The following is a 24,627-nucleotide window of genomic DNA, read 5'->3' on the forward strand; positions in this document are numbered from 1 at the left end:
AATTGACTGTGATATGTAAAAAATTGACTATGGTATGAAACTGAAAGCCGGAGACTGGTTAACAACAAAAGAAGATCCTACATATCGCAGTCAATATTTAATGTTGAATCAGGGAGCGTTACTCACGTGGTACTCAGAAAATCTTTGTAGGACCCAGAATGTAGTGTGGAAGCATATGGTCGGGGATAAGCGTTATTCATTGCTTCGATCCAGTAATTGATCCCAAAGAGATCATATTGAGATCCTAAAGAGATCCCCGGATCGCTGCAGCAGGCGCCGTGACTGGCCTGAACGTCATACTGGATCGACTATGGAATGTAAAATGTTGACTGCTGTATGCAAAATCTAATACTGTGATATGCAACGGTATTTACTGAGGTATGTATATCCGTTGACTGCGATACGTATAACGACATTCTTTTGTGGATAACCGTTGAGGATCAAGATGACGAGCGAAAATAACAGCTTACCTCTCAATCTTCAGGAAGTGGACAAGACAACCGGTGAAGTTGTTAAGCTGGATGTCAACAGTACCAGTACTGTGCAGCCGGTAGCGCTCATGAGGCTCGGTCTCTTCGTTCCAACCCTGAAATCAACCTCCAGGAGTAAGGCGAACCGTAAAAACGTCACAGATGCCACTGAGGAGCTTGTACAACTGTCCATTGCTAAAAGCGAAGGGTACACCGACGTTAAGATCACCGGCTCGCGTCTTGATATGGACACGGATTTTAAAGTCTGGCTCGGCATCATTCGCTCGATGTCAGAGTATGGGGTAAAAAGTGACACCCTGGAACTGTCGTTCGTTGAATTCGTTAAGATGTGTGGATTTGACTCCCGGCGCTCAAACAAGAAAATGCGCGATCGCATCAGTAATTCTCTGTTTAAACTCGCCTCGGTTACTCTGAAATTCCAGAGCGAGACGAAAGGATGGACCACCCATCTGGTGCAGTCAGCCTATTATGACATCAACGAGGATATCGTGGAGATCAAGGCTGAACCCAAGCTCTTTGAGCTTTACCACATGGACAGGCGGGTACTGCTTCGGCTGAAAGCGATTGACGCCCTGCAGCGGAAGGAATCGGCCCAGGCACTGTATACCTACATCGAGAGCCTTCCCCAGAATCCCGCGCCTATCTCCATGAAACGTATGCGGGACAGGCTGAATCTCACCTCAAATGTCTATACGCAGAACCACACGGTCCGAAAGGCGATGGAGCAGCTGCGGGATATCGGCTATCTGGATTACACCGAGTTTAAACGTGGCCGGGCGACTTACTTCAGTGTGCATTATCGCAATCCCAAACTCATCAGTGGGACGGTGAAGGTACCGCGCAGGGAGGAAGAGGAGCAGGCGCCGGAGCAGAATTATGACGAAGTCATTAAGGCACTGAAGGCTGCAGGCATCGATCCTCAGAAACTTGCTGAAGCGCTCTCGGCGATGAAGCCGGAAAATTGACTGCGATACGCATTACCATGACTGCCGTATGCATAAGCGATTAGTTATTGACTGTGATATGCATCACGCATACCACAGTCAATATTCGCTCTCTTTCCTGCATGTGAATAATGGACAATATTGACTGAAGTATGTTATTTCTGGCCAGAGTATGCTGATATTGACTGCGGTATGTAAGTTTGACGGGGATGTTACCCGGCCAGCTGAGTACTCTCCATATGACTGCATCCCACAGTCAATATTTGAGTACATCCCCGGTCCGCACTGAATGAAACTGCTCAGCAAAGCATTGATCCCCGTATTGCCGCTAAAACCAGTCCTCCGAAGTTCGCTAATCCTGTCGTACCCGCGGTCCGCCTGCAATCGTAAAGAGAAAGCCCATGGCTGTCAGAACCGCCCCGGGACGCAGTCACTGACGATATGTTCGTACTGAATAACGACCAGGCTTGCCGGGTTTGAAAGGCCCCTCAGGTATTTACACTGTAACCTGCTCGCTCAGGACTCCTGCTGATATCCGGATCACAGTAATTTTTATTGTCTGCGGTATGAAGATGTCAGTTGATCACCTGAAGACCGGGCCTGCTTAATGCGGATGATGTCATGGTGCGATATGAAGGTGAGGGGGGACTGGATGCGGTATTAGCCCAGACCCGAACAGAAATGATGTCCGGGTCATACCGGATAAGCGTCACGCTTATGCGTCCGGCACGTTGAGCCTCACCCGGGAGCGGAGCGAGTCCTTTCACGTAGCGGCAAAAGCTCCGGCCGCCTGCCCGACAATCTCAGCCGGCGGGTGGCAGGGAACGAAGGATCTCCGCAGCATCTCGACCGTCACCGGTAAAGGGAACGGCCAGGGTGGCTGCCATGTCCAGCGCAAATACCCGGGTATAGACTTCCATCGAGCGCGGATCCTTATGCCCGGCCAGCGCCTGGATGACCTTCCTGGGCTGCCGGTGATAAAGCATGTGCATGATATAGCTGTGCCGGAAAGTATGCGGCGTTACCGGAATCGAAAAATGCACGCCGTCAGCTTCAGCCCGCTTCACCGCCTGTTTCAGCCAGTTGCGCATTGTCTCATCCGTGACCGGCCATAACGGCTCCCGCCGGCGGGGGCGGGTGGTGACCATCCAGCTCTCCATCTGACGCACAAAACTGGCATCCGTCAGCGGTACCAGACGCACTTCATCTTTTGGCGGCCGGCCACGACGTGCCCGCACTTTTTCCGACAGCACCCGAACAAAAGGGCGCAGACCATCCAGGTCGAAGGATTCCGGGGTGAGCGTCCGGGCTTCACCGATACGGATCCCGGTATTCCACATGGTGGCGAACAGCATATGGTGACGCTGGTCCGGCATATACCAGAGGAGGGCGCTCACTTCCGGCGCCAGGAGGTAAGCCGGCGTGGCACCTGTTGAGGTGGCCATCCGCCGGAGTGCCACCGCGGTCGCAAAATCAACGCCCGGGGCGATCGGCAGCAGAGAGACGCGTTCTGGTGAATTCTGCAGGGGAATGATGCTGTTCATGAGTTATTTTTCACGTAGCGCACGACGGGTTTGGATAGAACTATTCTGGCCTGAAGCGGCAGATCCTGCCATCACAATAAATCGCAGCGCGCGGATCCTTTAATTGTCTTATCTCGCATTATTGCGGGTAAAACCAAATACGTAAAGGATCCTTTTTCTGCTCAGATCCTCCATGAAGCCAGTCATGACGCGGGCTGAGGGCCGTTTTACGGTTTTTGGGAGAATTGGGGTAATGCCAATACAAAGTGAGAAACTAAAGTGGTGGGTAAGAGAGCCAGGAAAAAACTCGCCCGGTACAACGCAGGAACCTGCGGGATCTTAAGATGAACAATCTTATACAGCGTTAAGTGTTAACAAAGTAGTCACCCATGATGTTCATTATGCTATCAGATGTTTCTGTTACGGGTTCAGAGTTACCTCTGCTTTCCACTGCCAGTTTCGGAGTTACGGGGAGTGGTGCTACAATCGGCATCGTTCAGTCCGGTTGGTGATTATGGTTTGTTTGTAGATTGTTAGAGTACACAATCCGGGCTGTATTATCTTAAAGTGATCTAATAGTTCGCATAGCTATTAGCCTCTTCTGACTTTAGCCCCGAACTACCGTTATTCTGTCGGATTATCGGTGAAATCTCCAGGGGTTATGTAGAATAAAGCCAAACACCTAGCAGATACAGGGTAGCAAAAATGTTGGTTTCTGACATTACCCCCTCAATAATTACTATGTAAAAGCCACATTAAAACTATTTTACCGGCACCCTCATCTCGAATAGTCTCACTGAACAGCCTAATTCAGAAACGCATAAATAGCTATAGAGACTAAGATGAGAACCACATACCAGCAAACGTTGTTAATAAACTTCGTAAGTCGCGAAGATATCGACGAATGGCGAAATCTTTTTTTACCTAATTTCCCTGACTTGCGTATCGCGAGCTGGGATGACCCTTCAGTTGAGCCTGAAAGTGTTCACTATGTTTTAGTGTGGGAGCCTGAGAGAGGCAAGCTTGCTCAATTCCCAAATTTACGCGTGATATTAAGCGAGGCAGCAGGAGTGGATCATATTTTGAATGATTCGACAGTTCCCGCCAATATTCCAATCACTCGCATGGTTACGCCAGAAACTGAGAGCAGAATGGCTGATTATGTGACTATGGCATGTTACCTGCTTGTACGCCAGATTCCGCTGGTGATGCAGGCGCAGAAAAGGCAGAGCTGGAACAATAAGCTAACAGGCAGACTAGTGAACGAAACGTCAGTAGGTATAATGGGTATGGGACGTCTAGGCACTGCTGTAGCTAAACGCCTGTTGGCCAATGGCTTCACTGTGCGAGGCTGGTCGCGTACCGAGAAAAATTCCCACGGTGTACAATGTTACGCTGAAAACGATCAGTTAGCAGCTTTTCTTCGCGAAAGTCACATTTTAGTTAATTTACTTCCCGACACTATAGCAACACGTGGCATCATCAATGCAGAACTTCTAGAGCAATTACCTCCGAATGCAGGACTGATTAATGTTGGACGCGGCCACCAATTGGATCATGATGCGTTATTGGTCGGGCTAAACAACGGACATTTAAGCGGCGCTGTGTTGGATGTTTTTCCAGTGGAACCCCTACCGCCTGAAGATCCTTTGTGGAGACATCCCCGGATAATCATTACCAGTCACGTTGCATCGTTGATTTCTAACACCGCTAAAGCAAAACAGGCTATTGAGATTATTCAGGCTGATCGTTCTGGATTGCCATTACCTTTGGTATTTAATCGTGAGTACGGTTACTAAATGTACAGAATAAATGCTCTGTGGGAATTAGTCAGAAAAGTTTACGGGAGGAGGGAAGAGGTTGAAACACAAGAAGTATGGCGTATTTATGACGATTACAATGTTAAACTCTTGATCGTGAACGGATAAATTCCATAGAGTCTGGCGAGGAAGAAATGAATGCAAAACAGGAGCAGTTAACAGCAGCGAGGCTTGCTGAAAACTACAAATTCGGTAAAAGGTAATTTTAGGAAACATAGAGTTATGTTCTAGCCTTTTATAGTACTATCACATACAACAAGACTCATCAATTGGTATTTATACAACCAAGGAAGCTTGTAAAATATTTGTTACCCTTCGGGAATCATCCCTAATAACAACTTATAATCTTCATCTAAGATATGCAAAAGTCTTATGTTGTTATAGTTTTTTTTAATTCAGAAGCAATATAATTAATATTTGTGCAAAAGGAATGAGTAAGTGCATAATATTGAAAGTCACCGAGAAAGTTTTACCCCTTGTCTTGAGTAAGAGTTTACACCTGTCGTTATGAATGACTTGGCTTTTGTTTGGCTGAATCCCCATATTGGCGCAGAAATCAAAATGTAACTTACACCGGCCATGCCTTAGATCTTGCCTTTAGGAAGATAATCATTATGTAATGTAACGTCATTCTGAAATTTCACCTGCTGCTGATAGTGGCTTCAAGGATGACATAGTTTCTTGCCGTACGACAATAGTTTCTTACAAACGATAAAGTGTATAAACCAAGTCACTTACTTAGGAAACCTCGTGAACATGAATGAACGTCAAATTCAAATCGCTCTTGTTCCCTCTTCCTGCATGTTTTCCTCTCCATGGTATGGGCTGTTGAGATCAACCACATCCACAACGATACGAATCTGATCTATTTGTGATAAAGCCTGAGGAGCATACGCTATTATGGTTATTAACTGTGAGAACTTACGTCGGGCAGCGCAACGTGCGCTACCGGGCTTTGCATTCGATTATGTAGATGGTGGCGCTGACAACGAGCAGACTCTGAGACATAACAGAGAAGTCTTTGAACGTTGGATGTTTAAACCAACGGTATTAAAGGATGCAAGTGTACGCAGTCTGCATACACCACTTGGAAATGACCTATTAGCTGCACCGCTGCTGATAGCTCCAACTGGTTACAATGGCATGCTGCGTCATGAGGCCGATCAGATGCTAGCGCGAGCCGCCGCGCATAGCGGCATAGGTTATATTCAGAGCACCGTTTCGACGGCATCACTGGAAGAGACTGCAACTGTTAGCAGCGGGCCGCGCTGGTTTCAACTGTATGTTCTGAAGGACCGCGCTGTCACAGCCAACTTGATTGAGCGAGCGCGCCATTCAGGCTGCTCGGCGTTGGTAGTGTCGGTAGATGCAGTGCATTTCGGCAACCGTGAACGCGATAAATCGCACTACCGACGGCCGATGAAGCTTTCGTTCCGTGCGCTGGCAGATGTAGCACGGCACCCTGGATGGGTGTGGCGTACACTACGTCCTGCAGGGATGCCGGGCTTTGGTAACCTCAAACCTTACCTTCCCTCAGAGTTTCAGCGCGGTATGGGCGCGGCCACCTACTTCGCCCAACAGATGGATCCTACATTAACCTGGCAAACACTGGAATGGATACGCGAATTGTGGCCGGGGCCGTTGTATATCAAAGGTATAATGACGACTGAAGATGCATTAGCCGCACAACAACTAAAGGCCGAAGGTATTGTAGTATCTAACCACGGCGGTCGTCAGTTAGATGGAACATTTAGCCCAATGCTGGTTTTGCCAGACATCCGAAAGGCGGTGGGCCCTAACTTTAACGTGTTACTCGATAGCGGCTTCAGACGCGGTACTGATGTGGTAAAAGCTCTGGCGTTAGGCGCAAATGCAGTATTACTGGGACGTCCACTATTATACGCAGTGGCTGTAGGAGGCGAAGCGCTGGTGTCAGCCACCCTAGAGTCGTTGATCGCTGAAATCGATCGTACAATGGCACAGTTGGGCTGTACCGATATCACTGAACTTCATTCTGGACTGCTCCATCATGCAAGGAATTAACCGACGTACAGTTCCGCCTACATCTACACAGGCGGTTATAAGACCCTATTTTTTTTAGGTGTGAAGTTGCAGAAAGTTAGAAGACGGAAAGTACGTTATGATCCTTTACACTTGCTATATGAGTAAGCGTAGAGTGAGAACCATTTTGGCGGGCTAGGCCTATCAGGTTCGTAATACGGTGCGACATGGTATAATTTCGCTGGCAATTGTGTTAAAACTCGTCGAACCCGGTTACGCATTTGTCTGCAATACACAGTTTAAGCCTGCAAGATGGGTCTGCGAGTGGATGACTTTTCTGCCGGTTTGAAGACCAACAACGTAGCCGTTGCTAGTGTTGAGCCTGCGTTGTGGTTAACACGAACCTACGTCCACAACCGCCCGCTCTTCATCTTCGTATTACCGGGCAACAGCACCGGTACGGGCATGTCATCGGTGTGGAGCTTGCCTTCAGTCAGCACAAAGCACCGAAGCCCCCCTCCTGCGGGGTGACAGGAGCTGGCAGCATCCCTCCACTCAGCCCGACAGCAGTGAGCTACTCAGCGGCCGTATACTTCAAACTGACGAAACTGCTCTGTGTACTCTGGGTTAGAGCACGGGCAAGCCTCGTCGTGAGAATAGAATTTGTCTATGGGCAGGGCTCAGTCCAATCAATCAACTTACGAACTCAGATCCCCAGATGGGGATTATCATTGGCCGGTAAATCTTAAGACTGTTTCAAAAAAAAACGTATTCCGATCACGGCATAAGGTATATCAGCAAGCAGATGTCGAGAGATTGGCCCACCCAAATTTCATAAGGTCTTTTTCCATTTTAGGGAATAATTTCTCATTTTTTTATCTTTGAAGCTTTTTTAGTTACAAAAGAACAACCAATAAGAAACACTTATCACATTTTTTTTAACTCTTAGATATAGAAAATAACTAATTTCGCCAATAGAAGATTCTAAGTAATGATACATCTCTTGGTTTTCCTCGGACAACCTCCAGCCTGTAGCCACAATGACAACGGAAGGAAATAGCCATGTATTCTCTCCATACAGTGAAAAAATCAATTAGTGCGTTTTTCTGTGCAGGAATGATGTCAGTTACAACTCTCTCTGTTCATGCGGAAGAAGCCACGCATGTGAAAATGGGGATTGAACCTTGGCTGGGTTATGGTCAGTGGCATATTGCCTCGGCTAAAAATCTTTTTGAAAAGGAAGGTCTAAAACAAGTCGAGATCATTAATTTCGCTGAGGATAAAGATATTAATGCCGCACTGGCGAGTGGGCAGATAGACGCAGCTAATATCGCTACCCATACCGCGATGGGAATGATTTCCGCAGGTCTCCCAGTGAAGATTGTGCTATTACTCGACCAGAGCAATAGCGCAGATGCAATTCTGGCCACTAAAGATATTTTAAGCATTAAGGATCTCAAAGGTAAGCAGGTCGCCTACGAAGAAGGCACAACCAGTGATATTTTACTCAGAAGTGCCATAGCATCTGAAGGATTATCCTTTAATGATATAAAACCTGTTCCTATGCCTGCCGCTTCAGCAGGGAATGCTATAATAGCAGGACGGGTTCCTGTTGCTGTGACGTATGAGCCCTATCTGAGCATGGCCCAAAAAAGCGATACAAATCTTAAGATTCTATACAGTGGTTCCTCTGATCCAGGATTGATCAGCGATGTTCTGGTAATACGTGACGATTTCATCAAGACTCACCCTGATGCCATTAAGGCACTTATTCAGACCTGGGGTAAAGCGCTAGACTATTACAATGCCAATACGACAGAAGGTCGCGCTATTATCTCTAAAGCAGTGGGCACGACTCCAGAAGACTTAAATACGGCATTCGATGGCGTGAAATATTTTACCCTAAGCGATAACAAAGCACTTCTGGCTCACGACTTCACAACGAAAACGTTCCCCCATATTCTTAAAGCAGCAACTGCTGCGGGCATTATCACGCAGCCCATTACAACTGAACAAACCATCGATACTCGTTTCGCAAATGCGCAATAACCACATTAAAGATCTGTCCGCTGATTTTATAAGTGGTGAAGACTTGCACACGGAGGAATTATGAGTTCTCTCGAAACTCAGAAAGTAAATGTCCATGCCAAAAAAAGGCGGTATTCAAACTTATTAACCATAGGGAAAGAGCCTACACGTTCTCAGTTCCTCACAATCTCTGTAGCAGTTTTCGTGCTGCTCCTTCTTATATGGTGGCTTGCGACATCCAGCGGCACCATTAAACCCATTTTCCTGCCAGGAATCGAGAATGTCCTGCTTCGGATGATAACTCTTGCGCAAAACGGAACGTTACAGAGTGATATTGCCAGCAGCCTTTATCGCATGATCATTGCTTTCACTATTTCGTCATTAATGGCAATTATCATTGGTGTTTTAGCTGGGTGCTATGGGTTATTCAAGGCGATTGTTGAACCGCTTGTTGACTTTATCCGCTATATGCCAGTTGTTGCTTTCGTCCCCCTTACCATCTTGTGGACAGGCACTGATGATATACAGAAATTTCTAGTCATCTGGATCGGTACTTTTTTTCAACAGGTACTGATGATGATTGATGCGATTAAACGTGTTCCATCTGATTTTGTCGGTTTGGGCAGGACACTCGGCTTGTCAGACCGAAAAACTCTCCTCCAGATTGTCATTCCTTCCGCGTTACCCTCGATATGGGATGCATTACGCATAAGTCTTGGATGGGCATGGACATGGCTTGTTCTTGCTGAACTTGTAGCATCAACTTCTGGGCTTGGCTATCGGATCGTCGTTTCTCAACGCTATTTTCAGACAGATACGATCATCGGCTACATACTCCTGCTTGGTTTCCTGGGGCTCATTACTGATCAAATTATGCGTGCAGCTGAGCATGTACTTTTCCGTTACAACCGGAGACGTTCCTGATGGCAATTTTGACGCTTAATAAACTGGAAAAAAGTTTCTCATTGGGCAAGACCCGGCGTCAGGTTCTGCATGGCATTGACCTCACGCTCAACGATAACGAGTTCGTTTCTATTGTCGGCTCATCTGGATGTGGAAAAAGTACCATGCTGTCAATAGCTGCAGGTCTGGAGGATTTCGATAAGGGTGATGTTCTTGTTGATGGTGAATCAATAACAGGCCCAGGACTGGACCGTGGAGTGGTATTTCAGTCATACACGCTGCTTCCCTGGCTGACAGCTAGAGGCAATATTGAGTTTGCTTTAAAAGCAGCAGGAACACCAGCCAGAAGATGCCGTGAAATCGCTCAAGAACATCTTGAACTCGTGAAACTGGGCAATGCTGCAGACCACTGGCCCAGCGAACTTTCCGGAGGAATGAAGCAACGTGTTGCCATTGCTCGAGCACTTTCCTACCGACCTAAGATTCTTCTGATGGATGAACCGTTTGGTGCTCTTGACGCCATGACTCGCCATCAAATGCAGCAACTACTTATCGAAATCTGGGAGAAACACCGCCTCACAGTAATGTTTGTTACTCATGATATCGAAGAGGCGGTCAGGCTTTCCGATCGGATAGTGGTAATGGGTCAAGGATATATAGACACCACTTTCCATGTTGAGTTATCTCGCCCTCGACAGGAGGGTATAAATCGTGAACCAGAATTCATTGAACTTCAGCATGAAGTACTGAACCGTATTCATCAACACTCCTAATTAACTGTTAAGGATTAAACATGTCTCCGACATTTCATGACCTTTCGAATTCCGAAGTACTGCCAACCCATTTATTCAAACGCACAGAATCTGATTTGTCATTTTTCATCGAAAAGGTCAAGCCGATAATTGAGGCCGTTAGGTCAGAAGGCGACCAGGCTCTAATCCGTTTCGCTCGTGAGTTTGATGGTGTGCGACCAGAGACCTTTTCTATAAAGGCAGAAGAGCAAGAGTTTGAAGACGCATTTGCCCGCGTTGACCCGGAGGTAATCGAATCAATTCGTTTCTCCGTCGAAAATGTTCGTGCATTTCATGAGGCACAGAAACCAGAGGAAATGTGGTGGAAGGAGATGAGACCGGGGGCTTTTGCCGGTGATCGCCATGTTCCGATAGATGCTGTTGCCTGCTATGTTCCTCGTGGTAAAGGCTCATTCCCGAGCGTACTGATCATGACTGCAGTCCCAGCCATCGTGGCGGGAGTCCCGCTTCCGGTCGTAATCACCCCTCCCGGCCCCGATGGGAGGGTCGATGATGCAACGTTGATTGCTGCGCGTCTTGTTGGTATCAAGAATGTGTATAAATGTGGTGGCGCACAAGGTGTGGCTGCAGTCGCGTTTGGAACTCAGTCAGTACCAAAATGCCTCAAAATCGTAGGACCTGGCAGCCCATGGGTAGTGGCTGCGAAACGTCAGTTATCAAGCCTAATTGATCCAGGTATACCAGCAGGGCCGAGTGAGAGCCTGATTCTGGCTGATGACTCTATCGATGGTGCGCTGGCAGCGCTTGATCTTCTTATAGAATCCGAACATGGCCCAGATTCATCAGCTTATTTGGTAACTTCTAGCCCTCGTGTAGCTGAAGAAGCTATTGCCGCATTACCCATGTACTGGAAAAAAATTGGAGAAAAACGTGCAGAGTTCTCCCAGAAAGTTTTGTGCGGCTCTCACGGAGGTGTGGTGCTGACAAAGGATTTCTCTACAGCTATTGAGTTCGTAAATCAGTACGCACCTGAACACCTGGAGGTACTTGCACAGGAACCTATGGATGTAATGACGAAAATTCGTAATGCCGGTGAAATATTACTTGGCGAACATACTCCAATCACTCTGGGTAATTTTGTACTTGGCCCTAATGCTGTTCTGCCAACAAACAGCGCAGCTAAAACGTCTGGTCCTCTCTCCGTTTTTGATTACCTCAAGAGAATCTCCATCGCCTATGTAACAAAAAGTGGCTACAAAGATCTGGCACTGCAAGCTAAACGCCTTGCAGAGTATGAAGGATTCCCTGGGCATGCTTTAGCCGTTTCGGACATTCGCCAGGATTTGCTAAAGGGAAGTAAGAATGACTGAACTTTTACGCCCACCCTATGCAGCGGAAGCGCGCAGGTTGACGCAGGAAGGCAAGTGGGAGTTGGCCAGTGAAAAGCTCAGCCAACTGATCACCGAAGTTACTGGTGAACAAACATTAAGCCTGCAGATTAATCGTGACCAATATAGTCTGAATTCTTTGAATGGGCGTGTTTCATTGGTAAATGGCCGTTCCTTTTTCTTTAAGTATCATCATGAAGAGGGAGAAGAGCAGACTATTCAAGAATATTACCGGGCGGCACTTTTGCGAGATCACGGTTTTGATGTAGATATCCCCGTCTACGCCTGCGGAGAACCTGGACGCCAAATTCTACTGTATAAGCTTCGCGATGATAAGCGGCTAGCAGATGTTTGCCGAGAGATTGAGACCAAATCGGACTGGGAGAAAATAGGACCGGTTATCGAAGCTCAACGTTATGCTGATCACAACATTTTATCCCATACGTTACCGACCTTGCGCATGGCGTCAACTGAGAAAGTAGCATCTGAACCCATTCATCAGTTGTTCTGGAATCGGCTAGTTTCGCCTGGCCATGACATCGGCCTTGGTGGTCGTGTAGCCAGCTTTTATGTCAATCAGGAATTTATTCTTGGTGACATGCAGTTGGACTGGCAGACACTGAGTAGTCTCCACTGGCGTATAAATGGCGTGTCATATGAAAAAAGTCTGCGAGAGCTCTTTTTAGAGGCTGGTCGTGAGTTAGACCCTCAGAGGTTAGCAGATCATGGAGTCGTTGTTGCTCACGGCGATGCCCATAACGCTAATGTATGGTATGAAAACCATCACAGCAAACCCAGGCTGGTTAGTTTTGATCCTGCCTTTGCCGGAAGTTCCATTCCAGCGTTGCTGGCTGAAATTAAGGCAACTTTCCATAATATATTTGCTCATCCTTGCTGGCTGTATGAAGCGGATGAAGCGGCAGAACGTTATAACGTGAGTGTAGCGCGAGATGGCAATACCCTTACTGTCAACCATGACTGGCAACTGACTCCTTTACGTAAAGCATTCCTTGAAAGCAAAGGGGAATTGTACTGGAAACCGCTGCTGACAGAAATGAAACGAAAGGGATGTCTACCTGATAACTGGCATCAAATTATGCGTCTTGCTCTTTTCTGTTGCCCAACATTAGTTATGAACTTACGGGGTGGTTCTGACAGCGTTCATAATGCAACAAGTTCAGCCATAGGTTTTTCCATTGCAGTCATGCTGGGTTGCGATGGGGATGATTATTTTAGCCGATGGATGTCCGCTCTTATGACGGAGAACTAATATGAAAGCAGTACGCTTATATGGTATCAGGGAAGTTAAAATAGAGCATTCTGCTCCACCGACGTTAAAATCGGGATGGGCTAGAGTTCAAGTACATGCTGCGGGAATATGCGGATCTGATTTACACAATTTCATAACCGGTAAATGGTTTAGCCGGTTGCCTGTTACGCCCGGTCACGAGTTGTTCGGAGTGATTGCTGAAATTAACGAAAGCGAAAGTCTATTCAGAGTCGGTATGCGCGTCGTCGCTGATTCTCGGGTATGGTGTGGAAGTTGCTTTTTTTGCCTTGCCGGGGAAAATAACCTCTGTGAAGAACTAGGCTTTGTCGGTGAAGTATTCGATGGCGGATTCGCTGAAGAAGTGATACTTCCCCTACAAAACTTACTGATTGTCCCTGATAGTGTTCCTGATGATATCGCCGTGCTGAGTGAGCCTCTGGGTGTTGCACTCCGGGTGATTAATCAACTGAACCCATCTGCAGGTGACACGGTTTGTGTAGCTGGTGGGGGGACGATAGGCGGCTTAACCGCATTACTGCTTAGCCGGCTAAAAAAATGCCGGGTTCAGCTACTGGAACCTAATAAACAGCGTTATCAATTACTCTCATCAGTTATTGGCCTTTCACCGCCCGGCACATTTTCATTCGCCGTTGAAGCTTCCGGACACCCGGCCGCGCTCATTGATCTCCTGAGTAGTATCAGGTCTGGTGGACGCATTGCCCTCGTGGGTATTTTTCAACATTCGAAGGGGCTGGATCTTAATAAGGTAGTTGAAAAAGAGATTACTCTTATTGGCTGTAGTGTGTTCCAAGATGAACAGAATGAGGCATTGCAGGTAATGGCTTCACTGGCGGAGGATTTAAGAAAGCTGATTGCGCCTCCCATTACTCTTGATGAGCTACCGGATGCCTATATGTCTCTCATCTCAGGAGACTCTCACTATCTCAAAACGGTGACCAATCAATGAATGTGTTATCTACATTTTCGCTAAAAGGTAAAAGAGCCCTGGTAACCGGTGCGACCAGAGGAATTGGTTATGTCCTCGCCAGAGCTCTGGCACAGGCAGGAGCCAGCGTCATTATAACTGGCAGGCATCAAGCCACCCTCACTAAAGCGGTTGACGCACTTACCATGGAAGGTGCTGAAATCACAGGATTACTTCTGGATGTGACACAAACATCTCGCATTACTGAGGTCATTTCTGGCATCGGTAGAATCAATATTCTGATCAATAATGCAGGCATTGAGCAGGTTTGTCCGTCACTTGAAGTAAATGAAGCGCTTTGGGACAACATTGTCGGGACCAACCTGAAAGGGGCTTTTTTCTGTGCTCAAGCAGTAGCGAAAACCATGGCTAGTACTGGAAAAGGTGGAGTTATTATTAACCTCTGCTCATTAACCAGTTGCGTTGGCGTATCTGGCGCAGCGGCCTACGGTAGCTCTAAATCGGGATTGGTCGGGCTAACGAAAGCGCTCAGTACGGAATGGGCGGCTCATAACATTCGGGTGAACGGTATCGGGCCGGGATATTTTGAAACAGAGATGACGCAAGTATTTTATCAAGATGCACAGTGGCGTAGTACTATGCAGCAAAAGATCCCCCTTGGGAGATTTGGTGAGTTAGATGACCTCGCGGGAAGCGTGGTATTTCTTAGCTCAGAGGCCGCTAAATATATTACCGGACAAACTTTATATATAGATGGCGGCTATTTGTCCTCTATTTAACGCTTTTATTGTTCCGGCGTTGTTAAAGTGGAATGGATCACCATAAATAATGCGCAAAGCGCGAGCAGTACGGCCCCGCCGGTAAGTAGCCACCCGGCGTGATGAAACGCGGTTAAGCTCCCCCGGGTATGGGCAGATCTGACATTGCAGGCGGTCACCAGCGCCGCGCCCGCCATCGCGCCAATGCGCTGGAGGATATTCAGAACGGGTGCGGCATCAGCGACGTGATGGCTGCCAGCCATAGCCAGGCCCGCAGCCATCGCGGGCACTGTTGCCAGGGCTAAACCGAACCCTCTAACCGCTATTGCGCCCCACACAAGCGTATAGCGACTTCCCGCATCAATCATTGCCAGTGGCAATGTGGCAAATGCCGCGAGCAAACCGCCAATAATAAGCACCGTTCGTGGCCCCCAGCTTATCAGAGAAGTAGCCGGCTACCGGAAATCCTATCAAAGCAGAACCATGAAAGTCACTGAAACCCGTCTGGCCACCCTGATCGATAATCTGAACACCCTGATTTGTGAAGACGATCTGCTCACCCACCCGGAGCGTGAAACCCTGGTGCAGGCCGTTGCCGCCATCGGTGCCATGAAAGCACGCGTCAGCATGAAAAAAAGCGAAGCGCCGGCAGCCGCTAAACCTGAAAAGACAGAGAGAAAGGAGATTATCCCCGATCCACGCTTTCCTAATGCCCGTCAAGCCTTGGTGGCAGAAGAGGAAACATTATTACTGAAAAGGTTCCCGTATCTTAACATGAATTGCTTTAAAGTAAGATCATTCCAGCAGAGAAATCACTGGAGCCTTAATTATATCCAATACCCGGATCCGGGCATGTACCCTTCGAACATAAAACGGCGGCCACCTATTATTATTGTTTTAGACATCGAAGTGTACATTTTCTGCTCCGTGTGGATGAAAGATCGATAAGAGTAGTAAGATTTTCGTTTCATGACTGGCTCCCGCTCGATTAAAGCAAAGAACGGAAATTCAGGATAGTTGCCATCGTTGGCTCAATACAAAACTATCCTGTATCGCTAATATAGTTCATTGGCCTGACTGAAGTGTACTAAACTGACGGTTGGTTCTCAGTCTTGTCAAACTCAAGTTGTTTCGCGGTTAATAGTACCAGTTCCCTGTTATTAAGCCACTCGACTAAATGCAAACTCATATCGATACCAGCTGAAATTCCTACCGAAGTCACGATTTCGTCCTCATCAACCCACCGCCCCCCTTCTTTTACGAAAAGCCAGGGAACATTGCACGCAAATCTGTGACATCTTCCCAGTGCGTTGTGGCCGATTTGCCCTCCATGATCCCGGCGGCTGTCAGTAAAAAAGCACCTGTACATACCGATGCGGTTATCGTCGTGGTTAATGCTTGCTTAGCAATCCACTCAGCACGTTTTGCTTCTCAAGTTCAGCGCTTACGGCCCCACCCGGAACAATCAGGCAATCTATTTCAGGGGGATTTTCCAAAGAAAAATCAGGATCTATTTTCAGTCCAGCCTTTGCACGTACCGGGCTTAACGTCTCACCTACTGTAAAAACATTAAATAGTGGAACATCATCCCGGTTAACTCTGGTGGCACAGGTGAAAACTTCGATGGTGGTGGGGCTATTGCATAAGGCCACACATCACTAAAAGCAGACCTCGCCAGACTGGCTGGCGAGGTGATTTATAATGAGGAAGACTCACCAGCCTGCATAAGGCTGTATTTCTTCACGTGTGACCTTCGGGGCATTCCGTATTGCGAGCGATAGTTTTTCTACCGCGCAGGTTATCTCATCCCGGGTAATAATTAACGGTGGCGTTATTTCCAGCACATTCCCCCCGACGTAGTACACCACCAGGCCCTCTTTCCATGCCTGATATACGACTTTTTGCGCGAGCGCCCGGTCCGGATTTTTACTGCCGTCAGGAACGACTAACTCGATGCCAATAGCCAGACCATGCCCGCGAACATCGCCGATCTCGGGTAAGTCCTTCTCCAGCTCACGCAGAAGTTGAATGAAGTAAAGCCCAGCCTGAGCTGCACGTTCAGGCAGCTCTTCGTGCTGCAGCACACGCAACACAGAACGGCCTACGGCTGTACATATAGGATTTCCTGCAGTGGTAAGCAATGCATGCGCTGCGGGACCACCAAGGATCTCTTTGGGTCCCACAGTTGCAGAAAGCGGCAAACCTCCACCTAACACTTTGCCAAAAGTGACGATTTCCGGAACGATGTTCTCATGCTGGAAGGCGTGCATCAGCCCGGGGCGCCCCAGACCCATTTTGACTTCATCGCATATCAGCGGCACACCCGCCTTTACGCATAATCGATGTAACCTACCTAAAAAACCTTTTGGTGGTACGACCATCCCTCCATCCGACAGGATGGGTTCAACAATCACACAAGCCACATCACCTTGATCGAGTTGTTCTTTAACTTCGTGCAGGCTTGCGCTGACTGCCGCGGCGCCTTCATCATTGGTTCTGAATGGATTTGGATAAGTGGCCAGGTAGAGGTCTGGATCAGCTGCGTTACCTGCCGATATATGCACTCCAGATACTTTCATCGCCAGCCCGATACCTCCGTGATACCCATGCGCAAAAGCCACGACCTTACGTTTTCCGCTGGCGAGCCGGCAGGCGCGAAGCGCCACATCGTTGGCATCGCTACCGGCATGTCCGAGATAGACGCAGCGATCCCCGTTGCCCGGGGTAATGGCCAACAGCTCCTCTGCAAGTCCGACCGAATCCGGGTGTACCGCTGAAAGGCCACCGGCCCCGGCTGGATTCTGTGCAGCCCTGGTGATAGCCGCGGTGATTTCCGGGTGACCATGACCCAGTCCTGCCGCGGTCCATGTGGCTGACAGGTCGAGCAATTCCCGGCCACCTGCTTCAGTTAACCAGCATCCCTTGCCAGCGGTAACGGCTAACGGGAAGAAGCGTAACTTCTCAATTCCAGCTACGGACCGGGTGTCTCGCTGATACAAACTGGCTGCTTCGTCAGGAAAGATCTGCTTGCTCATATCCATTCCTTTTGTACTGTCCTGGTTGCCACTTTATCACCTGGGGTTGCAAACTCTGACGCCAGGGACAATCCGATATTTCGTACCAGCTTGGGTGCCGAAATGATGGTGATCAGCCCGGCGATGCACCAGTAAAACGCCACCAGTGCCGGACTAAAGAGCTCTTCCTGGCCTGCCACATTGAAATATAACGACATCACCATAATGACGATGCCCAGTGCTGGCATGATCAGCTCCCATTTAGGGATGTTCTGACCCATACGGGCGATAAAATTAATCACACCAATCTCAATCATCAGATAGGCAATCATCAGGCAAACGGAGCCGATGATCGCAAAATAAAAGTATGCATCTATCGCGCTATTACCCGTTCCCATTGCCGGTTTACCACTCAGCCAGGCCACAACATCAACCAGCAGACTGAGAATAAGTATCAGGGTTAAGGCGTTACGAGGTTGATGATTTTTATCTGACATTTTCGCAAAACACGCTGGACCAAACCCATCGCGAGCGAGCGCAAATAACAGACGGCTGGAGGTGGCGGCGGCAGATAAATTTGCCGCGAAGGCAGACATCATGGCGGTAAACAACATCGCTAAGGTAAATGCAGTGCCAACGTATGTTTGTGATAATGTACCCAGGGAGTTCGCTGAATTTTTGAAGGCATTCAGGCCCGACTCACTAAGGCCAAAACCAAGGGTTTGTACATACATCATCCCCACAAACAGCACACCGGTCAGCAGAATGGAACCCAGCAGTGCCAGCGGAATATTGCGCTTGGGGTTTTCTGTCTCTTCCCCGAGGGTGGCACAGGCCTCAAAGCCAGCCCAGGAGAGGAAAGCGGCGACGACGCCAGCCATTACCGCCTGAAAACTGACGCCATTCAAACTGAACAATGAAGCATGTTCTGCCCCTGTCGCCGGTTGATTTACGACAATCACTGCAGCCAGTACCAGCATCAATACGATGCCGAGCCCCTCAATCACCATCAGTACGCGAGCGACCGTCTTTCCATCACGAGAATTCAGGATCCAGCTAAATATCACCCCAACTGTCGCAGTGATAATCCATGGGATCTGAAAACCGGAGGAGGGGAATAATGCGGCCAGAAAAGCATTGGTAAATGCACCCAGTGCCGCAAGTGTGCCAATCGAAAAGAAAAGATACGTCCCCATAATGGCAAAACCGGAAAAGAACCCGGCGCGAGGACCGACAGTTTTTCCGACCAAACCGTAGGCACTACCAGCGTGATTATAAAATCGGGTCAAACGGATAAAACCATAGGCAATTAATGCTACCCCGATCAGACCTAACACAAACACAATCGGCAATGCTTTGCCAACTGAGTCGATTAACCCCTGCGCATTACCTGACATAGCCAGTGTTGGCCCAACCATTCCCAAAGAGAGCGCCAGAGCCTCCCAGAGTTTTAAACTTCGCTTTTTATTTGATGCATGACTCATCTTCATCACCCTCATAAGCGCAATTAATTTGCGAGATGTGTTATGGGTTGCCCCGATGTTGTTCAGACTTAAACCGACCATGCGAAGCGGAATATCTCCGTGATGGTTTCTAACGGTAGATGTCCCCAGGTATCCTGTTCATGCTGACGTACGGCGATCAGCGCGCCCAGTAGCTCCGGAGGTAACATTGACTGCGCCAGTGAGCTTTGCGCGAGACGGGTTAAGGCCTCGCTGTGGTTTGTGATAAGTCGCTGGATATTCTGCTCATTGCGTTCAGCTTCTGAGAGATCGGCTGGAGCAGATTGTGTAGGCTGCGGTAGGGGAAGTTCGTCTTTCAGACCAGCCAGCGCCATCCCAAGCACTGAGCCACAGGCAATGTAGGGGTTGGCAGCAGGATCTATACACTTAACTTCAAGATGTGCGCCATAAGGGTTGCCCCGATTTGCCGCACAGTAACGTACTGCGGCTTCCCTGTTTTCCAGTCCCCAGCAGGCATACGCGCCTGACCAGTGGCCGGGTTGCAGGCGTTCGGCAGACAATACTGACGGGGCAAGTAATGCCACCATTTCCGGCAGATATCGTACGATCCCCGCTATCAGGCTCCCACCCTCAGCAGTAATACCGTAGATACCGGTACCGCCGGCCAGCAGAGGTTGCCCCTCACGTGTAAAGGAGTAATGCAGATGAGCACCGTTACCTGCCTCATTCGCAAATGGCCTTGGGGAGAAACTGACACGTAAATGGTGTTTGCGTGCAATACGGCCCAGTAAAATACGTGTCAGCACCAGGCGATCCACCATTGTCACGGGATCGGCCGGTGCCAGTGAAAGCTCAAACTGGCAGGAGCCATATTCAGCATGAAATTGTTCCAGGCCGACACTCGCTTCTTCAAGCGTTCTGACGAGATCATTGATCATCGACTCATGTGCCAGTAGCCCCCCTATACCGTAAGCGTGCCATCCGCTATGCCCCGGTACGTCCTGTTCTGGTAACAAATAGAATTCAAGCTCACCGGCTGCCAGAGTTTCGATGCCCTGTTTTTGCAGTGCTGTGACCTGCTGGCGTAGAAAATGACGGCTGCACCAGGCGGCGTGCTGCCCTTCCTGTTCAAAAACATCCACCGGAGCCCAGCAAAAACCATCCTGCAATGTCACCAGTGAGCTGATATCGGCACGAAGGCGATGATCGCCAACAGCCGTGAATGCTGGGATCCAGGCAATCGCGTTATCGGCGCAGAACAGAGCCCAGGAAGGTGATGCTCCCACCCCTGACTGACAAAGGGTTTTGAGCCGATTTACCGGGACAGATTTGCCTCGGATTACGCCCGCAGAATCGACCAGCGAGGTAAAAAGGGTCGTGACTCCCAGAGCTCTGAGGTTCTCACTTATGTCTTGTAAATCAATGAATTCATCATCGACACGTACAGATTGCTTGCCCATTAAATCGAAAACTCCCGTTATAGTTGGAATAAAAAACACCGCTTGATTATTTTTTATGTATGTTACATATATGAAAAAAAATCAATATGTGTAATATATATTATATTCGTATGATTCAGACGTAACGCTTGTGGTAATGTTATTTGCCTGAAGTGGAATGAAGGAGAGCCAGGTGCTGGCACAACAGATAAAAGACAACATGGCGGAGCTAAGTCCTGCAGAGCGTAAAATTGCCAGGGCCATGCTGGCTGACTATCCCGGTGCTGGTTTAGGTTCAGTACAAATGCTGGCCGATCGGGCTGGCGTCAGTCTGCCTTCCGTGGTGCGTTTTGCCCGTCGAATGGGATATGGTGGTTTCGTTGATTTTCAGCAGGCGCTGAGGGATGAAATATCGGAACAGGCTAAAGGCCCTTTACAGCGCCTGGATAACTGGGTAACGACAGAAAGCGCATCGTCGTTGATAGAAGCCGCCATAACATCCTCGACGCTGGCGATACAGTGTTCCTTACGTGACATAGCGGAATATGAGATAGCTGAAGCCACCCGTCTCATCGGTGCTAAAGAACATCATATTATCCTCGGTGGCGGTCGTATCAGCCAGTCTCTGGCAATGTATTTTGGCCGCAACCTGCAACAGGTGAGACGCGGTGTGGAAGTGCTCGCCGAAAACCATCACGATCGTATTCAGCAGATCATAGACGTTAATAAAAATGACGTATTCGTGTTGTTCGATTTTCGTCGTTACCAGCAGGATATGTATCAGCTGGCACAGGAGATTGTGGCACGCGGTGCCACAATCATAGCCGTGACGGATACCCAACTTTCCCCCATAGCTTCTCTCGCTAAAGTCGTTCTGGCCATCCATGTCGAAACACCATGGCTTTTTGATGGGTACGCCGCCGGTATTGTCCTTATTGATGCCATTATCGCCAGCATTATGGAAAGCCAGGGTGATAAAACCGTGCAGCGCCTGCAGCAGTGGGAAGCTCTTGGCCCCCTATCTTTAAATGCAAAATCCAAATGAGGTAATCGAGACGTGAGCTCCCCTCTTCTTTTTTCAGATGAACCTGCTCCGGTAATGATGGAAAACCAATCGGGCATTTCTCCTTTTTTGATCCTTTGTGACCATGGTGGAAAACGTATCCCCCGCCAGCTTGGCGATTTAGGTTTACCGCAGCATGAAATAGATCGACATATCGGCTGGGATTTGGGCGTGCTGGCCGTTTCCCGACATCTTAGCCGTTTACTGAACGCTCCACTGGTGCATCAGATATATTCCCGACTTGTGATTGACTGTAACCGGCAACCAGGTATCCCCAGCTCCATCCCGGAGGTGTCTGAAGCAACTTCCATTCCGGGAAATATCGGCCTGACCCAGCAGGAGCGTGACCAGAGGCGTGACGAAATTTTCACACCTTATCATGATGCTATACGCGCGATACTGACTGAAAGGAAGAAACACGGTATTCCTACCTGTATCCTCGCGATGCACAGCTTTACACCGGTATATCATGGTGAGTCGCGGCCATGGGAGATCGGTGTTCTGTACCAGCATCAGGCTGAATATGCTCTTACGGTGCTGGAGCAATTAAAACAAACCCGGCGATGGTGTGTTGGAGATAATCTGCCTTACTCCGTTTCAGATGTGACTGACTATGCTGTTCCTCAGCACGCCAATAAAAATGAACTCCCCTATGTTGAAATAGAAATTCGTCAGGATTTGATTACAGAATCAAAAGGTCAACGGACCTGGGCAGAAGATCTGGCTCAAATATTCGCAGATAGCTGGAACATTCTCACCAGTCAACAATATAAAAAAGAGGCATAACGAATGTTTAAACCGTCCAGCCGTGAGATCCCAATTGAGAAGCAAGCTGCAACGCTGTTATTTATTGATGTACAAAATTACAATGCTCGCCGTGATGGTGGGGAATATGTTGGGATGTCGACAACCGAACTGAGTGAGAGGTTCGGCTACTTCTTTGATATAATTGAACGCGAAACAATTTCTAATATGCAAAAAATCCAGACTGCATGTCGTGCAGGTCAGGTTGAAGTGATGTATACCGTTATAGAAAGTCTGACCAAAGATGGCCGTGACCGCAGCCTGGACTACAAAATTACCGGCTTTAACGTGCCGCGTGATTCCTGGGACGCGCAGGTTCTGGAAGCTATTGCTCCTGCAGAAGATGAAATTGTTCTGTCAAAAACCTCTTCCAGCGTATTTATCTCGACCAACATTGATTATGTACTACGTAACCTTGGTACCCGTTATCTTGTGGTTGCGGGTTTTCTTACCGACCAGTGTATTGAAAGCGCAGTACGTGACGCCTGTGATCTGGGATACCTGGTAACCTTAGTGACTGATGCTTGCGCGACACTGTCGGCTGAACGCCATCAAAACTCTCTCAACGCTATAAAAGGTTATTGCAGGCAAATCACTACTCAGGAGTTTCTCAATGAACTCTTCGCTGGATAAGCGGCAGCCTCACGATTATCCGGTACTGTGAAAATTTCTTTGGCCGGAGCCGTGTTTACCGTTATTTTTTGTAAAAGACAGCTGAACGGTTCCGCGCCAGAGAGAATAGTTAAAATGAGCTCAACCAAGATTTAATAAAAATGAATAATCGTAATTCATCCTGAGAATTCAATATAATATTGGTATTAAGGCAATTATAATTTTGGTTGCCTGGGATGCAGTAGCGTATTTGACTATTATGAGGGGTTTGAGGCCCAATGGAACGCAAACGTACGTTAAGAAGATAATTCGCTATTTATATTAAAATTTAATGCTCTCAGTTCTCCCTTTACAATATCCTCCGGAAGCGTGAACGTATAATGCCCCAGCATATTGATATGCCCGTGCATCAGTGGGGATAACCGGGCGATATCTTCAACCCCGGTTTCTTCTCCATTACTGCGCATCCAGCTCAGTGCTTCTTGCATATAAAGCGTGTTCCACAGTACCACTGCGTTAGTGACCAGGCCCAGTGCACCCAGTTGATCTTCCAGTGATCTCCTCCCTGAAAACAGTGCCAGACTAAACTGAAGTCTCCGGTCTTTCTTCCAGCTCACAGAGAGGCACCGCCAGAGAATGACGGCGCCTGATTTTCATTGGAAGAAGCCGAAGCCATGCCGTTGATTTAACAAAGACTCTGGTTTATGCAATATCTTCTATCGCTTGGAAAAAAGTATCCTCTGTGAGTTCTTTTTCCGGATGCCTCATTGAGGCCTGCGGCGCCAGAGGGCTTATTGTTGAAATATCCACCTCACGACTAATAGTCCATGTGTGTTCATCTTTTTTCAGCTTTAAAAGAAATCTTTCTACGTCATATGACTTTTGGACTGATAACCGGCACCAACCACCGGCATCGCCGCCATATACGCCCAGCGGGACTTACGAAGCGGATTTCATACCATTCTTAATTGTGACAAAGCTCGCTTTATAATTACTGAGATGTTTCACTTCCGGGACTAAATCTATACTTTCATCCGTAAAAGTGGCTTCGGTGACATCAGTCTTTACACCTGTGTTGTGTAGCCATTCTTCGATTTCCTTAACCAACTCATAAAGAGGCGCACGGAAATTTTGAATATCGCTTTTAACTTTATTCTCCAAATTTGCCATATTAATGCTGCCTTGTTGTACTTTCTTTGTAAAGTCATCTTTAGCTGACATAAAACCTCCAGTATGGCTGGGTGAGAAATTGCTGTGCTTCAAAATGTTACAATCCACATTCTAAGTAGTTTGTTGCTCAAAACAAGATAGGTATCGCAGCATCACGCGAGAAAAATCATTTGGAAATCGCGTTATACAGGCTATGTATAGCCAGAAAAACAGGCTATAGAATGGACTAGACTTTGAT

19 protein-coding genes and 5 pseudogenes are annotated in these 24,627 nt (G+C 48.1%); 14 read left to right on the forward strand and 10 right to left on the reverse strand.

Translation table 11 applies throughout. The features are described from left to right. The first annotated feature begins 445 nt into the window (after nt 1-445). Nucleotides 446-1,456 (forward strand): RepB family plasmid replication initiator protein, encoded by a 1,011-nt coding sequence (locus AS136_RS22280; RefSeq protein WP_032740675.1) that lies wholly within the window; start codon nt 446-448, stop codon nt 1,454-1,456. A 782-nt stretch (nt 1,457-2,238) separates the two neighbouring features. On the opposite strand, the gene AS136_RS22285 is transcribed toward AS136_RS22280, so the two are convergent. Together AS136_RS22285 and AS136_RS28335 are read right to left on the reverse strand one after the other, a co-directional pair. Continuing rightward, nucleotides 2,239-2,979, reverse strand: coding sequence for a tyrosine-type recombinase/integrase (locus tag AS136_RS22285; protein ID WP_001515717.1), 741 nt, complete (start codon nt 2,977-2,979; stop codon nt 2,239-2,241). A 118-nt stretch (nt 2,980-3,097) separates the two neighbouring features. After that, nucleotides 3,098-3,217 (reverse strand): annotated as a pseudogene (locus AS136_RS28335) (serine/threonine protein kinase); the annotation flags it as partial. A gap of 583 nt (nt 3,218-3,800) precedes the next feature. Between AS136_RS28335 and AS136_RS22290 the strand changes: the two are divergent. Both AS136_RS22290 and AS136_RS22295 read left to right on the forward strand, forming a co-directional pair. Continuing rightward, nucleotides 3,801-4,757, forward strand: coding sequence for a 2-hydroxyacid dehydrogenase (locus AS136_RS22290; protein WP_049118216.1), 957 nt, complete (start codon nt 3,801-3,803; stop codon nt 4,755-4,757). Nucleotides 4,758-5,678: 921 nt separating this feature from the next. Then, nucleotides 5,679-6,821 carry an alpha-hydroxy acid oxidase gene (locus AS136_RS22295; protein WP_049117514.1) on the forward strand — a complete coding sequence of 381 codons (1,143 nt, stop codon included), beginning with the start codon at nt 5,679-5,681 and terminating at the stop codon, nt 6,819-6,821. 234 nt (nt 6,822-7,055) lie between these two features. On the opposite strand, the pseudogene AS136_RS29400 reads toward AS136_RS22295, so the two are convergent. Next, nucleotides 7,056-7,402: pseudogene (locus tag AS136_RS29400) on the reverse strand (IS66 family transposase); the annotation flags it as partial. Between the two features lie 439 nt (nt 7,403-7,841). Here AS136_RS29400 and AS136_RS22300 point away from each other — a divergent pair. Genes AS136_RS22300 through AS136_RS22330 form a run of 7 tightly spaced genes read left to right on the forward strand, consistent with a single transcriptional unit; the run spans nt 7,842 to nt 14,845 of the window. After that, nucleotides 7,842-8,828 carry an ABC transporter substrate-binding protein gene (locus AS136_RS22300; RefSeq protein ID WP_049117516.1) on the forward strand — a complete coding sequence of 329 codons (987 nt, stop codon included), beginning with the start codon at nt 7,842-7,844 and terminating at the stop codon, nt 8,826-8,828. Between the two features lie 60 nt (nt 8,829-8,888). Next, a complete protein-coding gene (locus AS136_RS22305) occupies nt 8,889-9,731 on the forward strand; it encodes an ABC transporter permease (protein WP_049117517.1) in 843 nt (280 codons plus the stop codon). Continuing rightward, nucleotides 9,731-10,483: an ABC transporter ATP-binding protein gene (locus AS136_RS22310; protein ID WP_032445134.1), complete on the forward strand. Its 753-nt coding sequence runs from the start codon at nt 9,731-9,733 to the stop codon at nt 10,481-10,483. Before AS136_RS22305 ends, AS136_RS22310 begins: the two co-directional genes overlap by 1 nt. A 20-nt stretch (nt 10,484-10,503) precedes the next feature. After that, complete coding sequence (gene hisD / locus AS136_RS22315) at nt 10,504-11,832, forward strand: histidinol dehydrogenase (protein ID WP_055323541.1); 1,329 nt, start codon at nt 10,504-10,506, stop codon at nt 11,830-11,832. Beyond that, nucleotides 11,825-13,120 (forward strand): hypothetical protein, encoded by a 1,296-nt coding sequence (locus AS136_RS22320; protein WP_055323540.1) that lies wholly within the window; start codon nt 11,825-11,827, stop codon nt 13,118-13,120. Before hisD ends, AS136_RS22320 begins: the two co-directional genes overlap by 8 nt. Before the next feature lies 1 nt (nt 13,121). Further along, complete coding sequence (locus AS136_RS22325) at nt 13,122-14,087, forward strand: zinc-dependent alcohol dehydrogenase (protein ID WP_049117682.1); 966 nt, start codon at nt 13,122-13,124, stop codon at nt 14,085-14,087. Next, nucleotides 14,084-14,845, forward strand: coding sequence for an SDR family NAD(P)-dependent oxidoreductase (locus tag AS136_RS22330; protein WP_055323539.1), 762 nt, complete (start codon nt 14,084-14,086; stop codon nt 14,843-14,845). Before AS136_RS22325 ends, AS136_RS22330 begins: the two co-directional genes overlap by 4 nt. Nucleotides 14,846-14,850: 5 nt before the next feature. Here AS136_RS22330 and AS136_RS29290 read toward each other — a convergent pair. Then, nucleotides 14,851-15,307 (reverse strand): annotated as a pseudogene (locus AS136_RS29290) (MFS transporter); the annotation flags it as partial. Between AS136_RS29290 and AS136_RS29110 the strand changes: the two are divergent. Beyond that, nucleotides 15,308-15,772 carry a hypothetical protein gene (locus AS136_RS29110; protein ID WP_223170082.1) on the forward strand — a complete coding sequence of 155 codons (465 nt, stop codon included), beginning with the start codon at nt 15,308-15,310 and terminating at the stop codon, nt 15,770-15,772. A gap of 309 nt (nt 15,773-16,081) precedes the next feature. Here AS136_RS29110 and AS136_RS29405 read toward each other — a convergent pair. From AS136_RS29405 to AS136_RS22355, 4 genes and pseudogenes are all read right to left on the reverse strand, one after another. Continuing rightward, a pseudogene (locus AS136_RS29405) lies at nt 16,082-16,476 on the reverse strand (DJ-1/PfpI family protein). Between the two features lie 60 nt (nt 16,477-16,536). After that, nucleotides 16,537-17,859 carry an aspartate aminotransferase family protein gene (locus AS136_RS22345; RefSeq protein ID WP_055323537.1) on the reverse strand — a complete coding sequence of 441 codons (1,323 nt, stop codon included), beginning with the start codon at nt 17,857-17,859 and terminating at the stop codon, nt 16,537-16,539. Next, nucleotides 17,856-19,322, reverse strand: a complete 1,467-nt coding sequence (locus AS136_RS22350) for an APC family permease (protein WP_055323544.1) — start codon at nt 19,320-19,322, stop codon at nt 17,856-17,858. Before AS136_RS22350 ends, AS136_RS22345 begins: the two co-directional genes overlap by 4 nt. Nucleotides 19,323-19,390: 68 nt before the next feature. Beyond that, on the reverse strand, nt 19,391-20,761 hold the full coding sequence (locus tag AS136_RS22355) for a type I glutamate--ammonia ligase (protein ID WP_055323536.1): 1,371 nt from the start codon (nt 20,759-20,761) through the stop codon (nt 19,391-19,393). 172 nt (nt 20,762-20,933) lie between these two features. On the opposite strand from AS136_RS22355, the gene AS136_RS22360 reads away from it, so the two are divergent. Genes AS136_RS22360 through AS136_RS22370 form a run of 3 tightly spaced genes read left to right on the forward strand, consistent with a single transcriptional unit; the run spans nt 20,934 to nt 23,240 of the window. Beyond that, the gene (locus AS136_RS22360) at nt 20,934-21,785 is read left to right on the forward strand and encodes a MurR/RpiR family transcriptional regulator (protein ID WP_055323543.1); all 852 of its coding nucleotides are present in this window, start codon (nt 20,934-20,936) and stop codon (nt 21,783-21,785) included. 54 nt (nt 21,786-21,839) lie between these two features. Next, nucleotides 21,840-22,589, forward strand: coding sequence for an N-formylglutamate amidohydrolase (locus tag AS136_RS22365; RefSeq protein WP_055323535.1), 750 nt, complete (start codon nt 21,840-21,842; stop codon nt 22,587-22,589). A gap of 3 nt (nt 22,590-22,592) precedes the next feature. Next, entirely contained in the window at nt 22,593-23,240 is a 648-nt protein-coding gene (locus AS136_RS22370; protein ID WP_055323534.1) for a cysteine hydrolase family protein, read from the forward strand. A 275-nt stretch (nt 23,241-23,515) separates the two neighbouring features. Here the strand turns inward: AS136_RS22370 and AS136_RS22375 are convergent. Together AS136_RS22375 and AS136_RS22380 are read right to left on the reverse strand one after the other, a co-directional pair. Further along, nucleotides 23,516-23,782, reverse strand: a pseudogene (locus tag AS136_RS22375) (Tn3 family transposase); the annotation flags it as partial. A gap of 376 nt (nt 23,783-24,158) precedes the next feature. Beyond that, the gene (locus AS136_RS22380) at nt 24,159-24,440 is read right to left on the reverse strand and encodes a hypothetical protein (RefSeq protein ID WP_055323533.1); all 282 of its coding nucleotides are present in this window, start codon (nt 24,438-24,440) and stop codon (nt 24,159-24,161) included. Between the last annotated feature and the right edge of the window lie 187 nt (nt 24,441-24,627).

This window comes from Klebsiella sp. D5A (assembly GCF_001620885.1).
Taxonomy (GTDB): Bacteria; Pseudomonadota; Gammaproteobacteria; order Enterobacterales; family Enterobacteriaceae; genus Klebsiella; species Klebsiella variicola.

Coding starts and splice junctions, on each gene's coding strand:
- AS136_RS22280 (WP_032740675.1), top strand. CDS start 446: ATGACGAGCGAAAATAACAGCTTACCTCTCAATCTTCAGGAAGTGGAC.
- AS136_RS22285 (WP_001515717.1), bottom strand. CDS start 2,979: ATGAACAGCATCATTCCCCTGCAGAATTCACCAGAACGCGTCTCTCTG.
- AS136_RS22290 (WP_049118216.1), top strand. CDS start 3,801: ATGAGAACCACATACCAGCAAACGTTGTTAATAAACTTCGTAAGTCGC.
- AS136_RS22295 (WP_049117514.1), top strand. CDS start 5,679: ATGGTTATTAACTGTGAGAACTTACGTCGGGCAGCGCAACGTGCGCTA.
- AS136_RS22300 (WP_049117516.1), top strand. CDS start 7,842: ATGTATTCTCTCCATACAGTGAAAAAATCAATTAGTGCGTTTTTCTGT.
- AS136_RS22305 (WP_049117517.1), top strand. CDS start 8,889: ATGAGTTCTCTCGAAACTCAGAAAGTAAATGTCCATGCCAAAAAAAGG.
- AS136_RS22310 (WP_032445134.1), top strand. CDS start 9,731: ATGGCAATTTTGACGCTTAATAAACTGGAAAAAAGTTTCTCATTGGGC.
- hisD (WP_055323541.1), top strand. CDS start 10,504: ATGTCTCCGACATTTCATGACCTTTCGAATTCCGAAGTACTGCCAACC.
- AS136_RS22320 (WP_055323540.1), top strand. CDS start 11,825: ATGACTGAACTTTTACGCCCACCCTATGCAGCGGAAGCGCGCAGGTTG.
- AS136_RS22325 (WP_049117682.1), top strand. CDS start 13,122: ATGAAAGCAGTACGCTTATATGGTATCAGGGAAGTTAAAATAGAGCAT.
- AS136_RS22330 (WP_055323539.1), top strand. CDS start 14,084: ATGAATGTGTTATCTACATTTTCGCTAAAAGGTAAAAGAGCCCTGGTA.
- AS136_RS29110 (WP_223170082.1), top strand. CDS start 15,308: ATGAAAGTCACTGAAACCCGTCTGGCCACCCTGATCGATAATCTGAAC.
- AS136_RS22345 (WP_055323537.1), bottom strand. CDS start 17,859: ATGAGCAAGCAGATCTTTCCTGACGAAGCAGCCAGTTTGTATCAGCGA.
- AS136_RS22350 (WP_055323544.1), bottom strand. CDS start 19,322: ATGAGTCATGCATCAAATAAAAAGCGAAGTTTAAAACTCTGGGAGGCT.
- AS136_RS22355 (WP_055323536.1), bottom strand. CDS start 20,761: ATGGGCAAGCAATCTGTACGTGTCGATGATGAATTCATTGATTTACAA.
- AS136_RS22365 (WP_055323535.1), top strand. CDS start 21,840: ATGATGGAAAACCAATCGGGCATTTCTCCTTTTTTGATCCTTTGTGAC.
- AS136_RS22370 (WP_055323534.1), top strand. CDS start 22,593: ATGTTTAAACCGTCCAGCCGTGAGATCCCAATTGAGAAGCAAGCTGCA.
- AS136_RS22380 (WP_055323533.1), bottom strand. CDS start 24,440: ATGTCAGCTAAAGATGACTTTACAAAGAAAGTACAACAAGGCAGCATT.